This is a genomic window from Mucilaginibacter jinjuensis (genome assembly GCF_028596025.1).
Taxonomy (GTDB): domain Bacteria; phylum Bacteroidota; class Bacteroidia; order Sphingobacteriales; family Sphingobacteriaceae; genus Mucilaginibacter; species Mucilaginibacter jinjuensis.
Map to the genome: position 1 here is coordinate 2,532,182 of NZ_CP117167.1, position 15,399 is coordinate 2,547,580.

Genomic DNA, 15,399 nt, shown 5'->3' on the forward strand with positions numbered 1-15,399 from the left:
AATGAAAACATATATAAACAGGTTTGCCATATTGCTTGCAATTGCTGCATTGAGCGCCTGTAAAGTATCGAAAGATATACCTAAACCGGTAGCCGATGTGCCTACCACCTTTAGGAACGATAATGTTAAGGATACCAGCAGTATTGCAGATATACCATGGAGAACTTTCTTCACTGACCCTACACTGCAAAAGCTGATTGACAGCGCCATGATTAAAAACTTTGATATGCAGATTGCATTGAAAAATATGGAAGCTGCTCAATTACAGTTTAAACAGGTAAAATGGGAGTATGTACCATCGGTTGATCTGAATGTGACTGCAAACTCAAACCGACCGTCTGACAACAGCGTTACCGGTTTAAGCCTGGCTCAGTACAATATCGGTTCAAAACATATCGAGGATTATAATGCTAACCTAAGTGTTTCTTGGGAAGCTGATATCTGGGGTAAGATCCGCAGTCAGCAAAAAAGCGCATTAGCTGCTTACCTGCAAACTGCTGAGGCTAAAAAGTTAATCCAAACTAACTTAGTTGCCGGTATATCACAAGGTTATTATAACCTGCTGATGCTGGATGAGCAGTTGAAAATTGCCAAAAGCAACCTGCGTTTAACCGATAGCACACTGCGTATTGTTAAACTGCAATTTGATGCTGGTCAGGCTACTTCTTTAGCTGTTGATCAAACCCTGGCACAAAAACAAGCTGCCGAGCAATTGGTACCACAGTTTGAACAAAATGTGGCCATCCAGGAAAACGCCCTGAGCATTTTAACCGGGCACTTGCCTGATGCCATTACAAGGGACATTACTCTGGAGCAAATCAATATACCTGATGCATTGGCAGCAGGTGTGCCATCTGAAGCGGTAAGTCGCCGTCCGGATGTGAAACAACGCGAACTTGCTTTGGTAATGGCTAACGCTAATGTGGGTATTAACAAAGCAGAAATGTATCCTGCTTTGCGTATTACAGCGCAAGGTGGTATAAACTCTTTCAAAGCCAGCAACTGGTTTAATATCCCGGCTTCACTGTTTGGTGTAGTTGCAGGTAGTGTGTTGCAACCATTGTTTGACCATAAAGAACTGAAAACCAACTATGATGTAGCTAAAGTACAACGTGAAAGAACTGTACTGGAGTTCAGACAATCTGTATTGACTGCTGTTGGCGAAGTTTCTGACGCCCTGGTTAAAGTTAACAAACTGAAAGAGCAGGAGGTTATTGCCAACAATCGTGTTAATACATTGAAACACGCTACTGCAAACTCAAACCTGTTGTTTAAAAACGGTATGGCTACTTATCTTGAAGTAATAACTGCGCAAAGCAACGTGTTACAAAGCGAGTTAGAGTTAGCTTCTATCAAAAACGAACAACTGAGCGCTGTATCTGATTTATACAGGGCACTTGGCGGCGGCTGGAAACAATAATATAATCAACCCTACATATATCTAAAAAAGCGTCCCGTTTTTCATCGGGACGCTTTTTGCGTTTATGGGGTTTACAACGGCTGTCACACTGAGCTCCGTCGAAGTGTCGCGCGCAGAGGCCTGCCCACCATGCTTCGAGGGCCTCAGCATGACAGCCTTCGCGCAGTAAAGAAGATCTTCGTTTCACTCAGAATGGCAAAAGAACTAACTTAGCCTTACAATTTTACCCATGAACCAGTCTATCATCAACGATTACCAACAACGTGCACAAGCAGCACAAAGCGAGTTTACCAAATACGAAAAACTGGCTAACCAATATTCGCTTTTGCGGCTGGTTGTTTTTGGGTTGATAGTAGTTAGTATTTACTTCGCGGTTATCTATAATAATATCTTCATATTTCTTGGTGGCCTGGTGGTGTTGGGTTTTGTATTTGCGTGGTTAGTATCCAAACAAAGTGGTTTCGAAAAGTTGAAGCAATATTATAAGGACCTGAACCGGGTTACTGAAAACGAAATCTCTGTTATCACTACGCGGGCAAATCTTTATGATAACGGCAGTGCTTTTAGTGACGATAAACATTTCTATACCGCCGATCTGGATATCTTCGGCAATCTTTCCCTGTTTCAAATGCTTAACCGGGCAGCAACTTTTGCAGGGCGTAGCCGGCTGGCTGCATGGTTAAGCAAGCCATCTGTTAAATATGTGATTTTAGAACGACAGGAAGCAGTTCAGGAAATCGGCACTAAAAATACATGGAAACTGGATAACCAAGCCCGGCTATTATTTGCGATAAAAGAACCGGTAAATCATCTCGAGCAATTAATCACCTATCTGCATTATCCGCTTAATTTAAAAGGCGAGGCATGGTTAAGCAAATATGCTAAAATTGCGCCCTGGTTACTGCTGACTGCTATTATATTGTCAGGGTACTATTATCCGGCTAAAATACTGGCCGTGCTGATTGGATTTGCTAATATGAGCATCGTTTTTTCGAAGGCAATGTATATCCAAAAAACGGATCTGATTGCCGGAAAAATAGGACAAACCCTAGGCAACTATGCCGGTGTTTTTGAGAAGATAGAACAGGAAAACTGGCATGCTGACTATAATAATAAGCTTGCCGATACCATTAAAAATGATGGCACTTCGGCACGTATCAAAGAGCTTTCTACCCTTATCAATAAGCTTAACTATCACCTTAATATTTACGTAGGATTTTTTCTGAACCTGTTTTTGCTTTGGGATATCCGCCAGATCATCGCCATAGAAAACTGGAAGCGTAATAACCGCCAGAATTTGGAAAAAGCATTTAATGTGATTACCGAGTTTGAGGCGCTAATGAGTTTATCGAGCCTGTATATCAATAACCCTGAATGGGCTTTCCCTCAGATTGCTGATGGCGAAGGTTATACTTTGGTAGCCCAGCAAATTGCACATCCATTAATTAACCCTGAGCAAGCTGTAAAGAACGATTATGCGCTGCATGATACTTTTAAGATCGACATTATAACCGGCTCTAACATGGCCGGTAAAAGTACTTTTTTGCGTACTATCGGTATTAATACTGTGCTTGCTTTATGCGGTGCGCCGGTTTGTGCAGAAAGCATGGAGGTTTCGGTAATTACGATGGTGAGTTATATGCGGATCAAAGATTCGCTCAATGAAAGCACCTCAACTTTTAAAGCCGAGCTTGACCGTTTGCAAATGCTGCTTGCGGCTGTGGAAAGTGACGAAAAGATCTTCTTCCTGATTGATGAAATGCTGCGCGGTACTAACTCGGTTGATAAGTATCTCGGTTCCAAAGCAGTGATCGAACAATTGATTAATAAAAAAGGGGTAGGGCTGGTTGCCACACACGATCTGCAAATCGCACACCTCGAACAAAAATATCCCGATTATATCCGCAATTTTTACTTCGATATCCAGGTATCAGATGGCGAAATGTTGTTTGATTACAAGATCAAGAACGGCGAGTGCAAAACCTTTAATGCTTCGATGTTACTTAAACGAATTGGTATTGAGATAGAAGCCTGATTAGGTCTATAGCACAGCTATTTGTAATCATATTGCTTCATAAATGCAAATAGTAGCGGCACTTGTTAATAATTTATATACGTTACAAATTATACTACAGTCGCATTTATGTTACATAAGCCACTATATTTATCGCGGTAGCAATTGGTTGGGTAGGGGTTGATGATTAGCTGCTAAGCATCATTAAATTAATGCATAAACTATGGACAATTTTATAGCCGCCCGCTCTCAAATGGCGCTTTCGTTAGGGTTTCACATTGTTTTTTCGTGTATAGGTATGGTAATGCCATTTTTTATGGCGGTTGCCCATTTTATGTGGCTGCGTACAGGTAACGAAACTTATAAAAACGTTACCAAGGCGTGGAGTAAGGGTGTAGCCATTTTCTTTGCCACAGGCGCAGTATCGGGTACCGTATTATCTTTCGAATTAGGTTTATTATGGCCCGAGTTTATGAAACACGCCGGTCCGATTTTTGGCATGCCATTCTCGCTCGAAGGAACAGCTTTTTTTATCGAAGCCATAGCCCTGGGGTTTTACCTTTACGGTTGGGAGCGTTTTAACCGCTGGTTTCACTGGGGTACTGGCGTGCTGGTAGGGGTAAGTGGTATTGTATCGGGCATATTGGTAGTGGCTGCCAATAGTTGGATGAATAGTCCGGCAGGGTTCGATTACATAGATGGTAAGTATACCAATATCGACCCAATTAAAGCCATGTTTAACACGGGTTGGTTCTCACAATCGCTGCACATGACTATTGCTGCCTTTGCCGCTACAGGTTTCGCCGTTGCGGGTATTCATGCTTTGATGATTGTACGCAAACGGAACATCGGCTTCCATACCGTAGCATTTCGCATCACCGCAGTATTTGCTGTAGTAGCTGCTATTTTACAACCGCTTAGCGGAGATATATCGGCTAAGTTTGTGGCTAAAAATCAACCGGCTAAACTGGCTGCTATGGAAGCTCATTTTAAAACAGAAACGTATTCGCCATTAATTATAGGCGGTATCCCTGATACAGCAAGTCATAAAGTTGACTATGCTATTAAACTACCCGGCATGTTGAGTTTAATGGTGAACGATAAATTTAATTCGGAAGTGACGGGCCTGGATAAAATTCCGGTTAAATACCAGCCACCTGTTGCTGTTACGCACTATGCTTTTCAGATTATGGTGGCTTTAGGTATGGCAATGCTCGGCATCAGTTTGCTTTACCTGCTTGCTATATGGAAGGTGAAGAAATGGCTAACACAAGCCTGGTTCCTTAAAATATTTGTGGCAGCAACACCGCTTGGTTTTATAGCTGTTGAGGCCGGGTGGACGGTTACCGAAGTTGGCCGACAGCCCTGGATTATCCAGGGGGTAATGCGCACTGCTGATGCTGTTACGCCAATGCCGGGTGTTATTTATTCTTTCTATCTATTTACAGCCGTTTATTTTTCGCTGGCTATAGCGGTAACATTTTTACTTGGCCGCCAGATCAGGATGGTTCCCGTAATTTACGATCACACTAACTTAACCCCGCAAGCATCATGATATACGTAGTTATCGGTTTTTTATGGGTTTCGCTGTTAATTTATGTATTAATGGGCGGTGCCGATTTCGGTGCAGGTATCCTGGAGTTGCTCACTACAGAAACCAATAAATCACACATCCGCAAAACATCATACCAGGCCATCGGGCCAATATGGGAGGCTAACCACATGTGGCTCATCATTGCAGTGGTAATTCTTTTTGTGGGCTTCCCGCAGGTATATACCACGGTTTCGGTTTACCTGCACATCCCACTGGTTATTATGCTGATGGGTATTATTGCACGTGGTACCGCCTTCTCATTTCGTAATTACGATGCCATTAAGGATAGCATGCAGCGTGTTTACAATAAAATTTATGTGTACTCGAGTTTTATTACACCGTTGTTTCTGGGTGTAATTGCCGGTAGCGCCGTATCACGCAAAATTGATACGGATGCTAATACCTTTCTTTCGGCTTATGTGTTTGATTGGTTAAATTGGTTCTGCTTTTCGGTAGGTTTTTTCACAGTAAGCCTTTGCGGTTTTTTAGCCGCTATATTTTTAGTAGGAGAGGTGAAGGATGATCACTCCAAACGCCGTTACCGGCGTAAGGCTGTGCAGATGAACATCGCTGTTTTATTTTGGGCGGGGATGATCTTTGCTGCATCATTGGTAGATGGCATACCGTTGCTGACGTGGTTGTTCGGTAATATTATTTCATTGCTAACCATCATCAGTGCGGTAATTGCGTTGGTTTTTTTATGGTTCGCTATTTTGAAGGATAGGGTAGTTGCTATGCGTTTTTTGGCGGGCTTTATGGTAACCATGCTGCTCATCGCCGTAACTTATGCGCACTACCCTAACATTATATTGCTAAAAAATGGTACAGAACTGTCGCTCTTGCATCATAAAGCTCCCGAAAAAACAATTGATTCGCTTGGGATTGCATTATTAACAGGGAGTTTGTTTATTTTACCTGCACTGTTTTATCTGGTATATAGTTTCGGTAAAAAGAGCCAGCAGGAAACTGCTTAACTTCAAAACCTAATTATCTTTACAAACATTTTCGTTGTATCAGATGTACATAGTGCATACCGAATGAATTATCAAAAACTGACAGATAAGATTGCCAAACACGTGGCCGATTATTATGAAGAGCATCCTCATCCGGAATTGCTGTATCATAACTTCGACCATACCAAATATGTGGTGAAGGCTGCGTTGAAAATTGCAGAATACTATCAGTTAAATAATGAAGATTTATTTGTATTGACTGCTGCTGCATGGTTTCACGATACCGGCTATATGGTGAATCAACTGGACCATGAAGCAAGCGGCGCGAAACTGGCCGAAGAATACCTTGAGAAGCATGATGTTGAAGCCGGTGTAATTGACAAGGTTGTAGCCACTATTATGGCCACAGCAATGCCGCAAAACCCGGTAACGCTTCTGGAGCAGATTATGTGCGACGCCGACCTTTACCATTTGAGCAAGAAATCATTTATGGAGAAAAGTGAAGAGCTCCGTAAAGAGATGGAGGCTCTGAACCATAAAGAAATTACCAAAGAGCTGTGGTGGCCCGGAACCGTTGCCTTTATGGAACGGCACCAATACACTTCTGATTATGGTAAACGTGTTCTGGAACCTAAAAAGGAGGAGAACCTGGCTTTGCTAAAAGCAGAAATAGAAACCAATCATCACCATACAGATTACGAACAATTGGAAAAAGACGTTGCAGAAGACGAACCGAAAAAAGAGAAGAAGAAGGACAAGAAAGACAGACCTGAAAAAGGTATTGAAACTATGTTCAGGATCACATCGAGCAATAACCAGCGTTTGAGTGATATGGCCGATAAAAAGGCACATATTCTGATTACAGTTAACTCTATCATTCTTTCGGCTATCATCAGTCTGGTGTTGCGCAGGCTGGATGAAAATGGTTACCTGATAATGCCCACTTTTATCCTGCTCGCTGTGAGCTTAACCTCCATGACTTTTTCAATTCTGGCTACCCGTCCAACCATCCCACACGGCACCTTTGAACAAAAAGATTTGGATGATAAAACAGTAAACCTCTTATTCTTCGGTAACTTTTATCGTATGCCGATGGACCAATACAAACACGGCATGCAGCTGGTTATGGATGATAAAGAGTTTTTATATGGCTCTTTAATTAAAGACGTTTACTCACAGGGCGCTGTGCTTGGCCGTAAATATTTCCTGTTACGCTGGGCTTATAATGTATTTATGTTCGGGCTTATTGTGGCAGTGATTGCGTTTATTATAACCTCGGTTATCCACACCAATTCAAACAGCGCCAATTAATTATTACCTGCAAACAGGTGCTTGGCTTTGTTAAACAAACGGCCTTCTGTTGCCTTGTTGCGGTACATAATAAATAGCAGGGCAGATACAATGCCCACAATACCTTCAATCCCCATAGCAACCCGCGGACCCATTGCATTGGCCATTAAACCAATCAGTAAACTACCAATCGGGATCATGCCCTGGTAAGCCATCACATAATAACTGATTGCCCTTGATCGCATATTTGGCGCGGCATGTGTTTGTATAAAAGTATTAATGGCTGATGTTTGAGCCATCATTCCAATACCGGTAAAGGTCATAAATATCAGGGCAATAGGTAATAATTTAGCGTGAGCTAATAACAATACGCTAATGCCGAAAAGCATACTGGCAATAGTAATGATCTTAATCAATCCTTTACTGTTCTTCAAATTAGCCAGGTAAACCGCGCTGATAACAGAACCCAATCCGGCAGTACTCTCGAACCAGCTGAAGGTTTTGGCATCACCATTAAACAGATCTTTAGCGAAAAGCGGCATCAGTGTGTTGAATGGGATCACGAACAGACTACTCACCCCCAGCATAATTACCATGCTGCTAATGTCTTTGTTGCCAGATACATATTTGAAACCTTCTTTCAACTCGGTCCAGATGTCGGTTTGTGGCTTAACAACAGCAGCCAGGTTTAGCTTCATCATAAATAAACAGCTTAATACTGCTATATAGCTCAGGAAGTTACTGATGAAACAGAAATCCTCACCCAAAGTACTTAGTATAATACCCGCCACGGCAGGGCCGGCAATACGGGCAATATTAGTCATGGTTGAGTTAAGGGCGATGGCGTTAGGTAAGTCTTCTTTATTATCTACCATTTCAACCATCAATGACTGACGGCAGGTAATATCAAAAGCGTTGATGATGCCCTGCAAAAGGCTCAAAGCAATAATGCCAGGGATGCTGTAATATTTAAAGTAGATCATGGCGGCCAGTGCACCTGCCTGTAACATGGAGATCACTTGTGTATAAACCAGTACCTTAAAACGGTTGTGGCGTTCAATATAACTGCCTGCATAAGGTGATAAAACAAGTGAAGGGATCAGGCTTACAAAACCAACGATACCCAGCAGTACTGCCGAACCGGTTAAGCGGTAAACCAACCAGCTTACGGCTGTTTTTTGCATCCATGTACCAATTAGTGATACAGATTGCCCGTAGAAAAAGAGTTTGAAGTTTCTGTATTTTAATGAGCGAAGTATATTCATTTTAGATGTGATTTTTGAGCATTTAAGCCTCTGCGGCTGCCCTGTGTACTGTTATCTTTTCGTTGGTACAAAAATCAGTATAATGATTACATTTGTAAAATAGATTGTTTTAATGATATTGATAGTTAAAAACGATTAATTATGGAAGTACGTCAGTTAGGATATTTTGTAAAGGCGGCAGAGTTGCTGCACTTTACCAATGCGGCTGAGGCGGTATATATTACACAATCAACCCTCTCGCAACAGATCAAACTGCTGGAGCAGGAACTGGGTATGCCGCTGTTCGACAGGTTAGGCAAACACGTTAGCCTTACCGAAGCCGGCAAGGTGTTCTTAACCCATGCTCGCCGTATTTTGCTCGATATAGAAAAAGGCAAACAAGCCATCGCCGATTTAAACAATATGTTAACCGGCGAGCTGCGGGTAGGGGTTACTTATGCTTTTACCTCGATGATATTGCCCGTGTTGCCCATTTTCTCCAAAGAATTTCCCGCATTGAAAATTTATCTCGAATATGGTGCACCAGAAGACCTCGAGTTCAAGCTCAAACAATCTGAACTGGACCTGATCCTGGCTTTTCACAATCAAAGTAACGATCCTGATTTCGACCTGCAGCCGCTCTCTAAATCGAACATCGTAATGGCCGTATCGAAGGATAACAAACTGGCAAAATTGAAAAGTATCAGCCTGAAAGACCTGATGCAGTTTAATCTCGTTTTGCCGGCCAAAGGTTTCAGCTCCCGCAATTTTGTGGATGAATTGTTTGAGAAAAAGAAAATGAAACCTTCCATCCGGGTAGAACTGAATGATATGCATTCGCTGCTCTCTCTCATCCAAAACAGCGACCAGGTGAGTATTATTAATGAGAAAGCGCTGATTGGCTGGGATAAACTGGTAGCTATACCCATTACCGGTAACAAGCTGTCGCGACAATCGTATGTGATCTGGAACAAAGGCGCTTACCGCAAAAAGGCAGCAGTTATTTTTGCTGAAGAACTGTTGAAAGTAGGCAGTGAAGCATAACAGGTTATTGGCAATCATGTTGTAAAACTGTATCTTACCATACCTGTAAAAACTTATCGCCCGGTATGGTATTAGAAACTTCTATTATATGCATTGCACTGGTACTGGCAATTTTAGCCTTGGTAATGGTGTCGCAAAAATTAAAGGTAGCCTATCCAATGGTGTTGGTTGTCGGCGGTTTAATTTTGAGCCTCATTCCTGGTTTGCCTAAAGTGAGGGTTAACCCCGAGCTTATATTTATCATCTTTTTACCACCCTTATTGTTCGAAGCTGCCTGGCAAACCTCCTGGAAAGATTTATGGAAATGGCGGCGCGTTATCAGCAGCTTTGCATTTTTGATAGTACTGCTTACTTCGTTTGTAATTGCTATCGTATCCAGCAGTGTAATACCCGGTTTTACGCTGGCGCTGGGCTTTTTATTGGGCGGTATAGTATCCCCGCCCGATGCTGTTTCGGCAACGGCTATCCTCAAATATGTAAAAGTGCCCAAGCGCGTTAAATGTATTGTAGAGGGCGAAAGTTTACTGAATGATGCATCGAGCTTAATTGTATTCCGGTTTGCGTTGGTGGCTGTGGCTTCGGGGCAATTTGTGTTTCATCAGGCGGCGCTCAGCTTTGTGCTTGTAATAGCGATGGGTATTGTAGTAGGCGTAGCCATTGCCTTTATTTACTATGCCATACATAAGTGGCTGCCTACTGATGCCAATATCGATATTATCTTAACTCTTACTGCACCCTATGTGATGTACATTGTGGCCGAGCGCCTGCATTTTTCGGGTGTATTAGCTGTGGTGAGCGGTGGTTTATTGCTCTCATCCAAAAGCCACCAGTTTTTGAGTACAACCAGCCGGTTGGCTATCAGTAATGTATGGTCGGCGTTGGGGTTTATATTTAACGGGGTGGTGTTTATGCTCATTGGCCTCGAGCTGCCAGAAATTATCAGGCAATTGGGCGATGTGAGCCTGATTGGTGCTATTGGTTATGGGGTATTGATCTCGGCTGTGCTTATTGTACTGCGCATTCTGTGTACTTTGGGGGCTTCGGTATTTACGGTATTTATTAGCCGGTTTATTACCACTGCGGATAATCGACCTGGGTGGAAGGGACCAATTATTTTAGGATGGGCTGGCATGCGCGGCGTGGTGTCGCTTGCTTCGGCATTATCGGTTCCGTTTTACCTGAGCAATGGCACCGCTTTTCCTCAACGGAATCTTATTTTATTTATCACTTTTACAGTAATCCTCATCACATTGGTGGTGCAAGGATTAACCCTGCCGCTGCTAATCAATTGGGTAAATATGGAAGATCCCGACGATTTGCTACCACCTCACGAACTCAATATTCTCATCAGAAAAACACTCGCCAAAACAAGTTTAGCTTACTTAAATGAGGAATACGCCGAACAGCTAAAAAGTAACAAACCCTTGCAACAACTGAGGTTTATGTACGAGAACGAGCAGTATTTCAGCATGGATGATGACGGCCGGTCGAAAGACTTCCAAAGAATCTACGGACTGCTCATCGAAAAGCAACGCGAGTGCCTGGACCAGATCAATAACATGCCACGGATCGACAGCGAACTCGTCCGCCGGTATCACGGTTTGCTGGATTTGGAGGAGGAGAAGGTAAGGGTAAGGTATAGCGATGAAGATAATTAGGCAATTTGTTGATTCGGTAATTTGTCAATGAAAAATCTCCGCCTTTCTCACCACCCGTCATGCCGAACTTGTTTCGGCATCCCACATGCTAAGTATACAACAAGCTAAGCAATTCGTCTAACTGTCCTGTGGGATGCCGAAACAAGTTCACTGTTGTCCGGTAAAAAATGAAGGAGATAGTAAAAGAGGCATTGAGTGGGTTTTAGAGGGATTAAGTTTTAAAACCAAATTGTGAGCCCCCTAATTTTAATTGCTTTTCCCCGGTGATTGTAGTGGACAGCCTTTCAGGATCGTTCAGAAAATTGAATAGATGTATATAACTCATCAGATGTAACCTGATAATAGCACTCAAATTGGAGAAAGCCCATTTCCTTTTAAGTTGAACCTGTACAAGTTTAATGAGCAGGTCGGCAATAAAAGCACCCCATATTTGGATCTTGATCGCATTTTCATTGTCTCCCAGGAAGTATTTGAGGGGGAAGTTTTGTTTGATCCTTTTAAACAGGATCTCGATTTGCCAGCGTTTTCTATAAAGATCAGCTATCTGTAGTGGTGATAATGAAAAGTTATTAGTGAGGAATTCAAATTTTCTGGCTTTTTGCTTATCGAAAAAGGTAATTTGACGGCTTTTAAGCTTGATTTTTTTACGATGGGTGCGTGTGCCGAGGGTGATCAAACGGTCAGCAATTATACCAGATGCCTTGTCTTCAGGGCTAACTTCATTTGAACCAGTAACCACATACCGGGCATCTTTTTTCTGGCGGGTGACAAAAAATACCCCTTCATTAGTTAAACGTTCATATTGACTGTAATCTACATAGCCTTTATCAAAAACGATAAATGAACCGGCTTCCAGGTTGATCTCCTTTAGAAAGGTCATATCATTTGCACTCGCTGCCGTGAAACTAACCTGAATGGCAACGTCATCGGTTGCATCGATCAGCGTATGTACTTTAATACCGCCTTTCCTTTTACCGTTGAGCTTACCCGGACTGGGGGCTTTGAGTATTTGTTGAAACAAAGTGATGGTAGAGGCATCCGCTATAAAAAGTTTGAGGTTATTTACCGACCGGCTGTCCGGTAAAAGTTGCTTATGCCTGCGATAAATCTGCTCATATAATAACTCGAAAACCTTATAGGAACGTTTCATATTGGCATCGCATAGTGTGCTCCTTCCCGGCGCCTTTTGTATACCTGCATGTTCGAGTTTATTACTACAGGCTTTCATCCCGCTAACCACTTCCCGGCTGCTTGTACACTTGTTTAACACACAATAAAGCATGGTGACTAAATGTGTATGCGTATCAAAATAACGATAATAACGGTCATATTGTCCCGCTCTTGCCAATGCCTTTACTGAATTGCGGTCAATCAAATTCAGCAGCTGATTCAATACCGGCTGTCCGGTAAAAAAAGTACTTTTGCCCATGTTGAATATTGAAGTGTGGTAACTCTAATATCAACACAAAAAAGGGGTAGCCGAAAAGCTACCCCTTATCTTTTTCAAAAAAATCGTTTACCGGACAACAGTGAAACAAGTTCGGCATGACGGGGGTAGGGAACCGCCACTGCTGCTACTAACAACTGCTACTTCGCAGCTCCCAGCAACTTCTCTGCCCTAAACAAATTATCGCTCGATTGCAAAATTTTATCCTTCAGTTTCGGATTATAATCAGTATGAGCTTTCAGAAAATCATTTACAATCTGTGCTGCCTCTTTACTTTGGTAACTACTCAGTATCGATCCTAACCACGATTGCGGGAAAAATACATCACCTGTGCGTTGGATTTCCTCAACCAGGTCGAGGCTTTTGGGGAGGTATTTGATGGAGGTGCTTTGACGTAGGGGATGGTTTAAGTATGATAACGCTGCGGTTACCCATGCTTCTTTCGCGCGATTTTTACGGTCGCCCAAACTGTTGAAGAAAGCGTCGCGTTCCTGTACATCCAGTGATAGCGCAGGCATTAAGAACTCAATTCGTTTTTTACGATCTGCGTTAGGGATGCGGTCTTCCTGTTGTTTTAGGATGTGGGTAACGGTATCGCTTCGCAGGGCAAATGAAAAGGCGAGTGAGGTGTAATCATCTTCCGATAGTTTAACACCAACAGGCGGCTGCTTTTGCTGCCAGATGTTGTAGATATTACTTTGCGCCTCGTGGCTAAAATAAACATCCTGGTAGGCGCGGAATAAAATCTTTTTATTGTTTGGCGCTTCCTGCTGCTGCATGGCCGTCCAGAAAGATTGCTCTACCGTTGTTGCCATTTTCTGGCGATCTGCGGGCAATATAAATTCCCAGTAAATGCTGCCGATATAGCCGGTAAGCATGCGCAGGTTCATTTCGTTCTTTTCAACGGTTAGGCCTTTGGTAAATAGTTGCAGCAGCTCATTGGGCTTAAAGTAACGGCCTGCCAGCATATTCTCATAAGCAGTAATATAAGCCGAGGCACGTTGCAGCGGACTGGCAATTTCAAACAACGACCCCGTAATATTTTTATCTGTAGGGAACAAGCCATAACCCATGCCGTTGCTGTTAAACAGTACATAACTTGGCCAGGCAAGCCCTTCAGCAGCTTTGAGCTCCATTTGAGCACCAACCATATTTACTGTCAGGTTTTGGCTGTGATCCGGGTAAACCAGGGTAATGTCAAATATCTGGGGCCAGGTGCGTGCTTCGCCAAATTCGGCCTTCTGCGTGATATTAAAGCGAACGATCTTATTTTCCGTACCAAGGTTCGCACCAAGGTATTCGCAATCAAATACCGGTCGGCCGGGTTGGTTAACCCAGACTTTGTTCCAGGCATACAGGTCGGTTTTGCTGTGTTTGCTTAGTATGGCAATCAGATCATTCCAGGTGGCGTTGGTGTAGGCATATTTTTTCAAATATTCCTGTATACCGAGCCTGAAATTATCAGCACCCATCAACAGTTCCAACTGGCGCATCATAATGGGGGCTTTGTGGTAGATGATATTGCCGTAAAGCGAGCCCGCATCCTGCAAATTATCCAGCTGCTGGCGGATCGGGTTTGCACCCTGTGTTCGGTCAATACCATAAGCAGCAGGGTAATGGTCTTGCAGAAACTTAAGGTTAAAAGTTTCGCTGCCCATCATTTTCTCGGTCACCTTGTCGGCCATAAAATTGGCGAAGACTTCCTTCATCCACACATCATTAAACCACTCCATCGTAACCATATCGCCAAACCACATGTGCGCTGTTTCGTGCGAAATAAGGTTTGATCGACTAATGAATTGGTCTTTCGTAGCACCATCATCTAAAAACAAGCTCGATGCTTTATACTGTACCTCGCCCGGGTGCTCCATTCCGCCGAACTGAAAATCGGGGATGCCCACAAAACCCACTTTTTGGAAAGGGAAGGCAATGCCTGTCCAGCCTTCCAGAAAGCTGATGGCGTTTTTATGGTCGATAAATACAGAATCGACACTGAGTTTAATCTTGGTTGGGTCTGTTTCGCGGTATAGAAACTCTGCTGTATGCTTGCCTACTGATTGCTGCGCATATTGATATTTACCTGCGGTGAATGAGAACAGGTAAGTAGGCAGTTTATCAGAATTAGCGAAATGGAAAGTAGTACGGTTACTATTAACTACCGAGTCTTTTTTGATACCATTGGCCAGTACTTTCCAGTCAGACGGAACTTGTAACGTCAGCAAAAAGTGAGATTTTAAATCGGGCTGATCAAAGCATGGAAACACGGTTCGGGCACGATCAGGCACAAATAAAGCGTACAGGTAATCATCATTTCGGTTCAATGATTCGTTACCGGCAATAAATTTTAGATCTATTTTATTGATACCTGTATTCAGGTATTTGGTATCGATAATGATGTGCTCATTAGCCCAGTCAACCGGAATGTCCTGTCCATTTACTGCAATTGATTTTACCTTTTCGGCAGGTTGTTTAAAATCCAGCTGTAAGGGCTGAACCAATGATTTTAAAGTAAAGCTGATATTTTCGGTAGCATTGATGGCCTGACTTCTCTCGGCCGGAATATCAAAATTCAATGTGTATTGCAGATCGCTTAAAGCCGTATGCCTGTAAGTAGCCAACTTTAAAGAAACACCAGGTTCAACCAGCGGACGGGCGCCTTGTGCAAAGCCAGCAGTGGCAGAAGCCAGCAATAACGCAGCTGCCGAATATGTTTTTAGTTTAGAGATCATGAAACG

At 42.9% G+C, this 15,399-nt stretch carries 10 protein-coding genes; 7 read left to right on the top strand and 3 right to left on the bottom strand.

All coding sequences use genetic code 11. The annotated features are described in order from the left end of the window. The first annotated feature begins 1 nt into the window (after position 1). The 5 genes from PQO05_RS11550 to PQO05_RS11570 all read left to right on the top strand — a co-directional run bounded on the left by PQO05_RS11550 (position 2) and on the right by PQO05_RS11570 (position 7,292). Positions 2-1,420 (top strand): efflux transporter outer membrane subunit, encoded by a 1,419-nt coding sequence (locus PQO05_RS11550; RefSeq protein ID WP_273633066.1) that lies wholly within the window; start codon positions 2-4, stop codon positions 1,418-1,420. A gap of 229 nt (positions 1,421-1,649) precedes the next feature. Further along, positions 1,650-3,455, top strand: a complete 1,806-nt coding sequence (locus tag PQO05_RS11555; protein WP_273633067.1) for a MutS-related protein — start codon at positions 1,650-1,652, stop codon at positions 3,453-3,455. A 202-nt stretch (positions 3,456-3,657) separates the two neighbouring features. Continuing rightward, the gene (locus tag PQO05_RS11560; protein ID WP_273633068.1) at positions 3,658-4,989 is read left to right on the top strand and encodes a cytochrome ubiquinol oxidase subunit I; all 1,332 of its coding nucleotides are present in this window, start codon (positions 3,658-3,660) and stop codon (positions 4,987-4,989) included. Beyond that, positions 4,986-6,002 (top strand): cytochrome d ubiquinol oxidase subunit II, encoded by a 1,017-nt coding sequence (locus PQO05_RS11565; RefSeq protein WP_273633069.1) that lies wholly within the window; start codon positions 4,986-4,988, stop codon positions 6,000-6,002. The genes PQO05_RS11560 and PQO05_RS11565 overlap by 4 nt, the downstream gene beginning before the upstream one ends. A gap of 63 nt (positions 6,003-6,065) precedes the next feature. After that, a complete protein-coding gene (locus PQO05_RS11570; protein WP_273633070.1) occupies positions 6,066-7,292 on the top strand; it encodes a Pycsar system effector family protein in 1,227 nt (408 codons plus the stop codon). Here PQO05_RS11570 and PQO05_RS11575 read toward each other — a convergent pair. Continuing rightward, a complete protein-coding gene (locus PQO05_RS11575; protein WP_273633071.1) occupies positions 7,289-8,536 on the bottom strand; it encodes an MFS transporter in 1,248 nt (415 codons plus the stop codon). The two genes, PQO05_RS11570 and PQO05_RS11575, sit on opposite strands and share 4 nt — an antisense overlap. 141 nt (positions 8,537-8,677) lie before the next feature. Here PQO05_RS11575 and PQO05_RS11580 point away from each other — a divergent pair, with 141 nt between their 5' ends. Then, entirely contained in the window at positions 8,678-9,559 is an 882-nt protein-coding gene (locus PQO05_RS11580; protein WP_273633072.1) for a LysR substrate-binding domain-containing protein, read from the top strand. A gap of 65 nt (positions 9,560-9,624) precedes the next feature. Next, positions 9,625-11,217: a Na+/H+ antiporter gene (locus PQO05_RS11585; RefSeq protein ID WP_273633073.1), complete on the top strand. Its 1,593-nt coding sequence runs from the start codon at positions 9,625-9,627 to the stop codon at positions 11,215-11,217. A gap of 211 nt (positions 11,218-11,428) precedes the next feature. Here the strand turns inward: PQO05_RS11585 and PQO05_RS11590 are convergent, their stop codons facing one another. Together PQO05_RS11590 and PQO05_RS11595 are read right to left on the bottom strand one after the other, a co-directional pair. After that, positions 11,429-12,646, bottom strand: a complete 1,218-nt coding sequence (locus tag PQO05_RS11590; protein ID WP_273629920.1) for an IS4 family transposase — start codon at positions 12,644-12,646, stop codon at positions 11,429-11,431. A gap of 158 nt (positions 12,647-12,804) precedes the next feature. Further along, entirely contained in the window at positions 12,805-15,393 is a 2,589-nt protein-coding gene (locus PQO05_RS11595; protein WP_273633074.1) for a M1 family aminopeptidase, read from the bottom strand. Positions 15,394-15,399: the final 6 nt, after the last annotated feature.